We start from the raw sequence: 10,386 nt of genomic DNA on the forward strand, positions 1-10,386 counted from the left end.
AGAAGGCTGCCGCTTTTCCCAGGAACGCGTTGTCTTCCCGCAGCTCGAACACTTCCCGCCGTAGCCGCTTCAACTCCGACCGCTCGTCTTCTTCCAACGGACCGGTGGATTTTCCGTCCCCGTGGAGGCGGTCCTTCTCCTGCCGCACCCAGTTGCCCAGCGTCTGGGGACCGACGTTGATTTCCGCAGCCACTGCCGCGATCGAGCGGCCTGTATCGATGACCAGATGCGCGGCTTCGCGCTTGTAGTCCTCGGTGTACGACCGTCGTTGCTTTCTGCTTGACGACATGCCAGACATCCTTCCAGCGGAACCCGTGATCCCGCTATCTCGGGTGTCTACAACTCGAGGCTAACCCCAGTCGGCGGACTCATTTCGGCGGCGGTGCTTACCGCACTGGCCGGAGTGCTCGGGCGTGAGTGGGCGATCGTCGTCGGTGGGGTAGCGGTGTGTGGGTGGACCCTTGGCGTCATCGCACTGGTGCTCATCATCGGGCGTGGTGGCCCGGTTTCGAAGGTAGCGGACTTGCCGTCACGGTGGACTGGTCTGCCGGCAGATGCGGAAGCAGCGGTGTTTCGGTGGGCGGTGCTGGAGCAGATGATCCAGGAAGAGGAAGTTGGCGACGGAATGCGGGCGCTCCAGCAGAGAACTGAGTCAGAGGTGGACCGGAAACTAGCGGCAGGGCTCGTCTCGGAGGTCGCCAAGGTCGTCCCGCCCTCTGTCACAGGCGTCTTGTCTTACCAGTACGGTGCCTGGAACGCGCGGTGAGCTATTTCGTGCGCGGTGCTAGCGGCGTCTTCGAAATAGGGCGGTAATGGTTGTTGCTCGAGGTAGATGCCAATCGCGATGCCGAGATCGAGGTGGTGCTGTAGATAGAGGTCCTGCAATTCGCTATCATCCTCTACCTGCTTTCGTTTGGCGGCGTCTAGAAAGTCCCGCCACGCTTTGGAGCCGAGTACGTAGATATGCGCCTTGTCCGCTGCGGAAAGCCCGCTTTCTATCCATGCCAGCTCGGATAGGGCGTAATGAGTTTCTGCCTCCAAAGGTTGAGCTCCTCGCAGTTCACCGAACTTTTTGAAAAGCCACTCGCTCACTTTTGGGAGTTCTTCCAGGCGGTCCGCCTTTTTCCACATCAAAACCAAGTCATCAACGAGATTTGTATTAACTGAGCTGAGTATACTTCTTGCTATAAACTCAGACTCTGCTTCGCTCAAGAAGCTCTTGATTTCGCGGTCGGCGAACCAGGCGGCCCCTTCGTTCATTGTTAAGTTCCTTTTCGGCAGGCATTTTCGATCGGCGTTGCGGAAGATATTGGAGAGCTCATCGCTCCGCGTTCCGGCCGACTGACGGATAATGCGGTGAACATTGCCATCGACTGAAACAGATAGAAGCGAATCTCGCGTGTGGTCCGCGTACGCCATACTGAAGCTTCTGTGCCCCTCGACCTGACGGTTCACTTGCTCATTGTTCGGTTGGTTGCATTAATCTAGGCATAGCCGCTATCCAGAAGTGCATGGACCTATGTGTGCGGTGTGGTTAGATGCGTTGAGACGGATTCTCTCGTTGACGCGCCGAACTGTCGGATCGAAGGTCATTTTCAAACGGTAAATGGAGCCCCGCACACCAGGCAGTGAAGAGGGCCGGTGTGGTCCTCTGGCACCTTCACGGGCTCGTATCCATGGCAAGGTGACGCGACGATCATCATGTCATCCGGCTCTGTCAGGGGTACTGACTCGTCAGGGTATTCGTCGGTGCTCCGTGTGTAGGTAATCCCCTTCATGCTTCTAAACATCGCGTCCAGATCTTCATTTACGTGTCTCATGATCTGTGGCATAGCCATTTGTTCCACGAGGTCCACCTGCTCTTGAGTGTTCCAAGAGTCGACTTCTGCGGACTGCCCGCATAGGGGGCAGCTATATAGTTCTGCCTCCGGGTGTCTCTCGGCCTCCTCGTTGGCTGGGCCATCGTGCCACTTAAACTGCTGGAGGCAGTGTGGGCACTCGCGGCGGATGAAGCCGTCTGAGTCGCTTGGGAAATCCACGGACACTTCGATCTCATACTCATCGCCCACTGACGAACTCCTCCGCTCGAATTTCTACCCCATCTGCGGTCGTACCGGTGAGAAGAACGTTGAAGTATGGCGGTGTGGTGGAGGACAGCGTCAAATGGCGCGCTGCAGTGACCGACTTACCCTCGGGCAGCCTTGGCACGGGGAATCCTTCCTCGCGCCATTCGCGGGTATCCTCACGGTGCTCCATCTGAAAGTCAAGGCCGTACACGTCACCCGGTCCGTGGTTCGTGATGGTCATGCGTTGCATGTTCTTGTTCCCCGCCGAAAGCGTTACTCCGAGTCGAGGCTGCCCCGAGGTCTGCGAAGACGGAAGCTTTCGACCCAACGGCAAGCCGTTACCTGGTCCAGCAGGAGGGGTAAGGTCTCCTGCCTCATGCCAGTCGCTACCGTCCGTTTCTACCGCACATCCGGCTGTCTTTAGACGGTTGACCAACTCCTGGCGTTTACGGACGCTGTCGTCCAGTCGCACGACATGGCGCCCGTGGATGTCGCTGAACGTCTTTAGCTGCCCCAGCTCCACGATGATCGTTCGATTCTCGTCGCGAGCAAGTGCCATGCCGGCCTCGAAGAGGACGTTCGGACGCGGCTGCATCTGCGGGGTGGTCTCCGGGTCCCCTGGATAGGTAAGGGACTCGTGAAGATGTGCCACGTCATCTGGCGTCTGGAGTACGACAACGGCCTGCGCGGCACTGAATGCTACGTTCAGCACTTCTCCAATGTATGGCGACCCGCTGCCAGTCATGGTGATGGCCTCGGACCATTCAATGGGAGCGAGGTTGACGGAGCGTAGGAACGCGAATAGCCCTCGACGGGCAGGCTCGTTCCGCCCATGGATCACGAATACTTTGCGAGGGTCGACCCCTCCGTCCGCAGTTGTCGGCACGATCTGATCCTCTTGTTAGTTGGTCCGATGTTCAGATGATATCGGTCACCACGGACACGGTTTCGACTGTTCGACTGCTCCAGCATGAGCTTCTCTCCAAGTTGGGGTGTCAAGGTAGGCACACCTCTTTGACAGTGCCAGACGCAGACGAGACGATGCTGTCAAAGGAGGTCCCAAAATTGTGGGTGTGCACGGTTGATGGCGGGGTTTTCCCAGCGCTACTTGGCGCGGTGCGCCTCTTGTCAATCTGGTGTCTCTCCGTTGGGGTCGAACAGGGTGCGTTCGGCAGAGCGGTGGGCGAAGTTCGCAAGAGCGTGGTCTCGGAGCTGACCTAGCCCGGCTAGATGCGCAGAAGCGGTGACCTGTAGTGGGAGCGGGGCGCGGTGGAGCATCGCTCTTCGAACTGTCTCCACTGAGTCGAGTGATGCCAAGCGCGACGCACCATGGAAGCTGATGAGTGGTGCGATGTCGATTGCGGGATCGCCCATGCAGGCATGGTCGAAGTCGATGACAGAAGCAACGTTCTCCTCGGACCACAGAATGTTGTGAGGGCCGAAGTCGCCGTGGCAGAGAGTGGACGCCACATGGCTTTCAGCCTCGAGCAAGGTCTCGACCCGCTCCGCGGCGACACCGTCGACTGGCGTTCCGAGTCGTGGGATCAAGTCGCGTTGCACGATGTCCGGCCATCGGTCTCCGCCGCACCACGCTCTCACCGGGGGCAAAGAATCGCATGCCGATGACGCTGCTCGGAGCGTGTTCAAGATTGCTGCATAGGCGGAGATCCTCTGGGCCGAGCAGGTAGTCAGATCAGCGGCAGGCGACCCTGGCACTGTGGTTAGAGAGGTGATCCATGTCCGTGGAGGTTTCGCCCAGTGAGGGCCGTCGAGGACTTGCGGGATGGTGAGCGGTAGTTGTGCCGCTTCCAGGGTCAAGAGCGTGTTCGCCTCACGTCGACTGCGTTCGCGTCCGCGTTGGCCGAGTGTGGCGCGAATCGATGGGCCGTCAGGGGCGGTCAGTACGAGATGGAAGGCCCCGTGATGCAAGTCGCCCGCATGCCACTGGTGCTCCGGCCGCCGGGACAGCGCAGCTTCAACTAGAGCCTCCCGCGCGTCTCTCATCGTTCCACGCTAGCGCCCGAAGACGATCGGCCGCACTACGTCGCGGAAACCTACAGCTTTGTGAGACATCAAATCCGTGGTCCTATGAAGCATGCCTTCCGCGCCGTTGTGCTCTCGCGTTCGCCTCGGAAAGTCGTCTCACTGGAAACCGTCTCGGTGCCGTGCTTTCTAGGGGTTTGTGAGTCATGCTTGAGAGATGAGGTTGTTGGGATACACGCGGGTGAGCACCGCCGGTCAAGACGCGCAGTTGCAAGTGGACGCGCTGGTCGGTGCCGGAGTGCAGAAGCGAGATGTGTTCTCCGATGTGACCTCGGGCAGCAGGACCGCAGCGGAGCGTCCCGGCATGAAGCGCCTCCTCGACTACGCCCAGGACGGTGACACCGTGGTGGTGTGGCGGATCGACCGGCTCGGTCGGTCCCTGATCGATGTCCTCAACACTGTCAACCTGCTGCGCGAGCGAGGGGTGAAGATCCGGTCGATCTCGGACAGCATCGATCCGGAGACCTCGTCGGGCAGGATGATGCTCGGGATGCTCGCCACCCTGGCCGAGTACGAGCGCGAGCTGATCACCGAAAGAGTCAATGCCGGTATCGCCGCGGCGAAGCAGAACGGCACCCGTTTCGGTCGACCTCCGGTCGACCCGGACGTGATCGCGGAGAAACTCGTGATCGCCGAAGACGCTCGTGCGAAAGGACGGACCGCCGAAGCCGCCGCCCGCTTGGTCGGCTGGTCCCGCGCGACGCTCTATCGCCACCAGCAGGCCGCCCGCGTTCGCGACGCGGTGTCCGAACAGGTGTGAGATGGACGGGCTGGACCGGTGGAGGATCCTTCGACTGCACGTCGAGGACGACATCCCGCTGACAGCCCTGGCCAGGGAGACCGGCACCGCCCTGCGCACCCTGGAACGCTGGCACCACCTCTACAAGTCCGGTGGTATCGCCGCCCTCGAACCACAGCGTCGGACAGACGCCGGCACCCGGCGTACACCGACCGAACTCGTCGCATTCGTCGAGCGCCTCGCGCTGACCCGCCCCCGTCCGAGCATCGCCGCGCTGCACCGGCTCACGGTCGCCGAAGCTGAACGCTTGGACCATCCAGCTCCAAGCTACGCGACAGTGCGCAACATCGTCGGCGCGCTGGATCCAGCGCTGGTGACACTCACGCTGGACGGGCCGACTGCCTACCGCGATCGCCACGAACTCGTGTTCCGTCACCGCGCCGAGCGACCGAACGCGACCTGGCAGGCCGACCACACCGAACTCGACATCCTCATCACCAGCGCGAACAGCACACCGGAGCGGCCCTGGTTGACCACCGTGATCGACGACTACTCCCGCGCGATCTGCGGGTACATGGTCTTCACCGGCGCTCCCTCGGCGATGAACACGGCACTGGCGCTGCGGCAGGCGATCTGGCGCAAGGAAGAGCCCGCGTGGGCGATGTGCGGCATCCCCGATGTCCTCCACATCGACCACGGCAGTGACTTCACCAGCCACCATCTCGAATACACCGCCGCCGCCCTGAAGATCCGGATGATCTTCTCCACCATCGGCCGCCCGCAGGGCCGGGGGAAGATCGAACGCTTCTTCGGCACACTGAACACCGAGCTCCTCTCCACCCTGCCCGGCTACCTCGCAGCCGGGACGAAGCCGAAACCATCGCTGGATCTTGCTGCTCTTGATCAGGCGATCGGCGGGTTCATCACGGTATACAACGAGCGAACCCATCGAGAGATCGGGACGAGCCCGAAAACGGCCTGGATCGCAGACGGGTGGCTGCCGCGCATGCCCGAGACTCTCGACGAACTCGACGGACTGCTGCTGACGGTGCCCAAACATCGCACGGTCCAGCGCGACGGCATCCACTTCCAAGGCCAGCGCTACCTCTCACCGACCCTGGCGCCGTTCGTCGGCCACCCGGTCACGATCCGCTACGACCCGCGCGATGTCTCCGAGATCCGCGTCTACGACCACGACACCTTCGTCTGCGTCGCCATCGACGAAGCGCACCCGAACCAGCGGCTGAGCCTGCGCGAGATCGAGACCGCACGCCGGGCCCGCCGCCGGCAACTGCGCAAGGACCTCAACGACCGCATCCCCCGCACCGCCGACCGCGAGAAACCCCGCACCCCCGCACCGCCGACCGCGAGAAACCCCGCACCACCGCACCTGCCATCCGGCGGTCGAAGCTGCGCACCTACGAAGAGGATGAATGATGACCAAGGACTTCATCGTCACCAAGGAACACCGCCGCTTCATCGAATTCGCCACCGCCGTGCGCAAAGAACACACGATCGGCATCTGTCACGGCGACGCCGGAGTCGGCAAGACCCTGTCGGCCCGCCGCTACGCCCACTGGGACACTCTGGAGCCCTTCATTACCGAATGGGGTCCCCGCACCGACGACGACGCAAAACACTACGCCGCCGCCAATCGCACCCGCACCGTGTTCTACACCCCGGAGGTCCTGCCTCGGCACAGACAACTCATGCGCGAGATCGAGCACTTCCAAATCAGGCTCGGGAGCTGCGTCGACGAACACCAGCGCAGTATCGGCAAAGTCACCGGCGCCCACGTTGGCGACATCACCAGGTGGGTCGAGCTGCTGATCATCGACGAGGCCGAGCGCCTGACCCCGACCGCGCTCGAACTGCTCCGCGATCACCACTACCGCCACCAGTTGGCGATCATCCTGATCGGCATGCCCGGCATTGACCAGCGCTTCCGTCACTACCCCCAGCTGTACTCCCGACTCGGGTTCTCACACCGCTACCGGGCACTGGGCCGCGAAGAACTGCTGTTCGTCCTCGACCGACACTGGAAACGCCTCGGGCGCACCCTCGACCCCGATGACTTCACCGACGCACAAGCCATCGCCGCGATCGAGCGCATCACGCGCGGCAACTTCCGGCTTCTCGAACGCCTCTTCCCTCAAATCACACGGGTGCTCAAAATCAACCAACTCGAGACCATCACCGACGACGTCATCGAAGCGGCCGCCAGCATCCTCGTCATCGGCAACTAACGCCACCAAGCGATCACAGAAAACCGCCAACTAGCGATCAGATCCACAGAGGATGCCGTTAAAGGAGGTTCGGAAATGGAACGGCAGACACTCTTGTCAATGGAGTCCTCGGAGTCGGATGAACGCTCACGCGGACAGGTCGTCGGCTACGTGCGAGTGAGCAGCGTCGAGCAGAATCCCGCGCGGCAGTTCCAGGCGCTCGGGCGGTGCGACAAGATCTTCGAGGACCGGATGAGCGGCAAGTCGCGCGCCAAGCGGAAGGGGCTTGCCGAACTGATGCGCTACGTGCGCGAGCACGACACGATCCGCATCGCGAGCCTCGACCGCCTCGGCCGCGACACCCGAGACCTCCACGCGATCGTGGACGAGCTGACCGAGAAGGGCTGCACCGTCACCTTCGTCTCTGAGCAAATCACCGTATCCAAGGATGACCGATCGCCCATGCAAGAACTCTTCCTCACGTTCCTGTCCGCGATGGCGCAGTTCGAACGCAGCCGCATCCGAGAACGTCAAGCCGAAGGCATTGCACTTGCCAAAGCCAAGGGAACCTACGAGAAGCAGCGCAGCCTCAGCGACGAGGACATTGATGCTGCTCGCGCGCTCGTAGAGATGGGCGTACCGAAGACCGAAGTGGCGCGGCGCTACGGATGCTCGCGGCAGACTCTTTACGCTGCACTTGCCGGCAAGGGTGTTTACGGGAAGCCGTCCAGCTCCAGCGGCACAGGGGGGTGAATGTGGCTGCCGCCCAAAGTCTCCGCTGCGCTCGACCTTGGTTGCCTTGGAAGGGCCGTGGTCGAGGGGCCATGACCTCACCGTCTCACTCGGGTTGGGGGCACCGTGCCGGCATCTGCTTCGGTTCGGGTTGCCGGTTGGCTGGGCTGCGGGGGAGATGCTGAGCGAGGGTTTGGCGGCGTCGGGGGACTGGGCTTGCGATCCGCTGGAATGACGACCACGAGGAAGCGCCGGCTGCTCAACGCCGGGGGGAGGGAACGATGGGCAACAACGAGCACGATGAGTCTCTGACGGAGCTTTATATGCGCGCACTCGGGGGGAAGTTCGGTGCGGTGCGGGGGCGGCCGAGGGTCGATGCGACGTTCTATGAGGAACACCCCGAGGAGACTCTGCGCCGATTGCGCGAGGCCAACGAGATCGAGGAAGAGTTCAACGGCATCGTGGCCGACCTCGATATGCCCGGCTGGGACGACACCCCGAACACCTGAACCGCAGCCGCCGGCCGCCATACACTCCCGCGTGGGAGGTCATTTCCAGCGAACCCATGACAGGGAATAGTTCAAACTAGAAGTTGTTGTACTGAACAGCACAGAGAGTGCTCTTTCATCAAGGAGTGATTTCACATGGCACGTCAGGACAATGGCAAGGTCGCCCTCATCATCGGTGGCGGTCAGGGCATTGGCCGGGCGGCGATCGAGCGCCTGCACCGGGACGGTTTCAAGGTCGCCGTCGGTGACTTCAACACCGTGACCGCCAACGAGGTCGCCGACAGTCTTGGCGGCAAGGACAACGGGGCCATCGCCGTCGAGGTTAATGCGACCGACCGTGACAGCGTCTTCGCCGCCGTCGAGACCACCGCCAGCGAGCTCGGCGGTTTCGATGTCATCATCAACAACGCCGGCATCGCCCCGCAGACCTCGATCGAGGACGCGACCGAGGCCGACTTCGACAAGATCTTCGACCTCAACGTCAAGGGTGTCCTGTGGGGCATCCAGGCAGCTACCGCCAAGCTGAAGGAACTGGGCCACGGTGGCAAGATCATCAGTGCTGCCTCGCAGGCCGGCCACAAGGGCAACAAGGGCATTCCGCTGTACTCGGCGACCAAATTTGCCGTCCGGGGCATGAGCCAGACGGCGGCGCGGGACCTGGCCCAGTACGGCATCACCGTCAACACCTACGCCCCGGGCATCGTCCGTACCCCGCTGATGGAGAACCTGGCCAAGGAAGTTGCCGAGGCAGCCGGACAGCCGGAGGAGTGGGGATGGGAGCAGTTCACCCAGGACATCACCCTGGACCGGCTCTCGGAGCCCGAGGACGTCGCCAACGTCATTTCGTTCCTGGCCGGCTCGGACTCCGACTACATCACTGGCCAGTCGATCGTCGTCGACGGAGGCATGGTCTTCAACTGACGCGCCCTACCCTGGCGGGCCGAACCTCAGGTTTGGCCCGCCATTTCGTACCCGCAACTAGACCGTCTCGAAACGGCGGCAAGGTGTTCCTCAAAGGAGAGGCTCCGGTATCTCGAAGCGATCTCCAACCGATGAGCCTGCGACTGGCCTGCTCTAGGGATCCTCGCCGTTAGGGGATCCTCTTGCGGGCACGCCTGAGCCCATGGTCGGCGCCGCCACCAAGCGATCACAGAAGACCGCCACTTGTCGCCGAAAGCCACAACGGGACACCCGAGCAGGCGGGCCAGCCCGCTACCTGGTCAGCGGCGGTAGTGTCCGGTGAGGGTTCCCCGATCGGGACGGCGAAACTTCGGCCGGAGGCGAACGAAATCCGAGACGACAGGGTGTCGATGTTTCAGCGCATACTTGGAGCATGCACTTTCCTTTGATCCCGGGCTATGAAATTCATGACGGCCCGTCGACTCTGGGGCGCCTCTGGGCTCCTCCTGGCGGCGGATATCCCCCAGGGCTTTGGCCAGAAGCAGAACTGCTTCGCATTTGTCCTGACCCGACGGGTTGGTTGACCATCGAGGAACATTTCGATCGGCCCGACGACATGCACGGAGGCACTCACTGCATCCTCATCGACGCCGGTTCTCGAGACCACGTCTTGCAATCGGGTACCGATTGGTCGGGGCGAAATGACATCGGCAAGGTCGAGGTCTGGAGCGACGGGACGTTCTCCGACGGTCTAACCGCAAGCCGCGACGGTGACGGCGGGCTGGCCTTCTTCTCTGCTGTCCGGGAACACCACGGGTTCGTGAAACCCACCTTCGAGATCACACCCACCTTCCTTTGGTACTGGGACGCGTTCCCCAGCGGCGGTGGCTGGTCCTACTTCGACTCGGCAGGTCGCAGCGTCGAACTAATCCGGCTCATCGTAAATGAGAGTGTAGAACCGGTCTGAAGCCTCCGGTATCTAGCAGCGATCGGAGCATGTAGTGGCCCAGGTTCCGGAACCCCAATGCAGTGCCTCTGAGGTGTTTGTCAAGCCCCGAGTTTTGTAGAGGGATTTCTATCTGGAAATTGATGCCAACGCCCGAGCAGGCAGCTGCGCGTGGACTACTTCGAACTCGACAGGAGGCACGTGCCCGATCTCGCCATGAAGACGG

General features: G+C 62.0%; 12 protein-coding genes and 1 pseudogene. 8 read left to right on the forward strand and 5 right to left on the reverse strand.

Going from position 1 to position 10,386, the window contains the following annotated elements; all coding sequences use genetic code 11:
* Positions 1 to 289: transposase (locus BJEO58_RS14250; RefSeq protein WP_180951963.1), on the reverse strand; the 289-nt coding region annotated here is incomplete at its 3' end.
* A gap of 93 nt (positions 290 to 382) precedes the next feature.
* On the opposite strand from BJEO58_RS14250, the gene BJEO58_RS14845 reads away from it, so the two are divergent.
* Entirely contained in the window at positions 383 to 766 is a 384-nt protein-coding gene (locus tag BJEO58_RS14845; RefSeq protein WP_144573852.1) for a hypothetical protein, read from the forward strand.
* Here the strand turns inward: BJEO58_RS14845 and BJEO58_RS14260 are convergent.
* The 4 genes from BJEO58_RS14260 to BJEO58_RS15405 form a co-directional block, all read right to left on the reverse strand.
* On the reverse strand, positions 736 to 1,455 hold the full coding sequence (locus BJEO58_RS14260) for a hypothetical protein (protein ID WP_144573851.1): 720 nt from the start codon (positions 1,453 to 1,455) through the stop codon (positions 736 to 738). The genes BJEO58_RS14845 and BJEO58_RS14260 overlap by 31 nt on opposite strands.
* Positions 1,456 to 1,595: 140 nt before the next feature.
* Complete coding sequence (locus BJEO58_RS14265) at positions 1,596 to 2,069, reverse strand: hypothetical protein (RefSeq protein WP_219617124.1); 474 nt, start codon at positions 2,067 to 2,069, stop codon at positions 1,596 to 1,598.
* On the reverse strand, positions 2,059 to 2,952 hold the full coding sequence (locus BJEO58_RS14270) for a TIR domain-containing protein (protein ID WP_219617125.1): 894 nt from the start codon (positions 2,950 to 2,952) through the stop codon (positions 2,059 to 2,061). The genes BJEO58_RS14265 and BJEO58_RS14270 overlap by 11 nt, the downstream gene beginning before the upstream one ends.
* Before the next feature lie 242 nt (positions 2,953 to 3,194).
* Positions 3,195 to 4,070 carry an aminoglycoside phosphotransferase family protein gene (locus BJEO58_RS15405; protein WP_101590132.1) on the reverse strand — a complete coding sequence of 292 codons (876 nt, stop codon included), beginning with the start codon at positions 4,068 to 4,070 and terminating at the stop codon, positions 3,195 to 3,197.
* A 196-nt stretch (positions 4,071 to 4,266) separates the two neighbouring features.
* Here BJEO58_RS15405 and BJEO58_RS14280 point away from each other — a divergent pair, with 196 nt between their 5' ends.
* From BJEO58_RS14280 to BJEO58_RS14850, 7 genes and pseudogenes are all read left to right on the forward strand, one after another.
* Positions 4,267 to 4,869, forward strand: coding sequence for a recombinase family protein (locus BJEO58_RS14280; protein WP_101590133.1), 603 nt, complete (start codon positions 4,267 to 4,269; stop codon positions 4,867 to 4,869).
* 1 nt (position 4,870) lies between these two features.
* A pseudogene (locus BJEO58_RS14285) lies at positions 4,871 to 5,998 on the forward strand (TnsB C-terminal domain-containing protein); the annotation flags it as partial.
* 286 nt (positions 5,999 to 6,284) lie between these two features.
* Entirely contained in the window at positions 6,285 to 7,094 is an 810-nt protein-coding gene (locus BJEO58_RS14290) for an AAA family ATPase (protein WP_101590134.1), read from the forward strand.
* Positions 7,095 to 7,169: 75 nt separating this feature from the next.
* The gene (locus BJEO58_RS14295; RefSeq protein WP_246076026.1) at positions 7,170 to 7,826 is read left to right on the forward strand and encodes a recombinase family protein; all 657 of its coding nucleotides are present in this window, start codon (positions 7,170 to 7,172) and stop codon (positions 7,824 to 7,826) included.
* 260 nt (positions 7,827 to 8,086) lie between these two features.
* Positions 8,087 to 8,314 carry a hypothetical protein gene (locus BJEO58_RS14300; RefSeq protein ID WP_144573850.1) on the forward strand — a complete coding sequence of 76 codons (228 nt, stop codon included), beginning with the start codon at positions 8,087 to 8,089 and terminating at the stop codon, positions 8,312 to 8,314.
* A 135-nt stretch (positions 8,315 to 8,449) separates the two neighbouring features.
* Positions 8,450 to 9,235 (forward strand): (S)-acetoin forming diacetyl reductase, encoded by a 786-nt coding sequence (locus tag BJEO58_RS14305; protein WP_101590136.1) that lies wholly within the window; start codon positions 8,450 to 8,452, stop codon positions 9,233 to 9,235.
* Between the two features lie 412 nt (positions 9,236 to 9,647).
* On the forward strand, positions 9,648 to 10,181 hold the full coding sequence (locus BJEO58_RS14850) for a hypothetical protein (RefSeq protein WP_144573849.1): 534 nt from the start codon (positions 9,648 to 9,650) through the stop codon (positions 10,179 to 10,181).
* The last annotated feature ends 205 nt before the right edge of the window (positions 10,182 to 10,386 follow it).

The sequence above is a fragment of the Brevibacterium jeotgali genome (assembly GCF_900169175.1).
Taxonomy (GTDB): domain Bacteria; phylum Actinomycetota; class Actinomycetes; order Actinomycetales; family Brevibacteriaceae; genus Brevibacterium; species Brevibacterium jeotgali.

Excerpts from the sequence above, each read along its gene's own strand:
- BJEO58_RS15405 (WP_101590132.1), bottom strand. The coding sequence starts at position 4,070 with ATGAGAGACGCGCGGGAGGCTCTAGTTGAAGCTGCGCTGTCCCGGCGG.
- BJEO58_RS14280 (WP_101590133.1), top strand. The coding sequence starts at position 4,267 with ATGAGGTTGTTGGGATACACGCGGGTGAGCACCGCCGGTCAAGACGCG.
- BJEO58_RS14290 (WP_101590134.1), top strand. The coding sequence starts at position 6,285 with ATGACCAAGGACTTCATCGTCACCAAGGAACACCGCCGCTTCATCGAA.
- BJEO58_RS14295 (WP_246076026.1), top strand. The coding sequence starts at position 7,170 with ATGGAACGGCAGACACTCTTGTCAATGGAGTCCTCGGAGTCGGATGAA.
- BJEO58_RS14300 (WP_144573850.1), top strand. The coding sequence starts at position 8,087 with ATGGGCAACAACGAGCACGATGAGTCTCTGACGGAGCTTTATATGCGC.
- BJEO58_RS14305 (WP_101590136.1), top strand. The coding sequence starts at position 8,450 with ATGGCACGTCAGGACAATGGCAAGGTCGCCCTCATCATCGGTGGCGGT.
- BJEO58_RS14850 (WP_144573849.1), top strand. The coding sequence starts at position 9,648 with ATGCACTTTCCTTTGATCCCGGGCTATGAAATTCATGACGGCCCGTCG.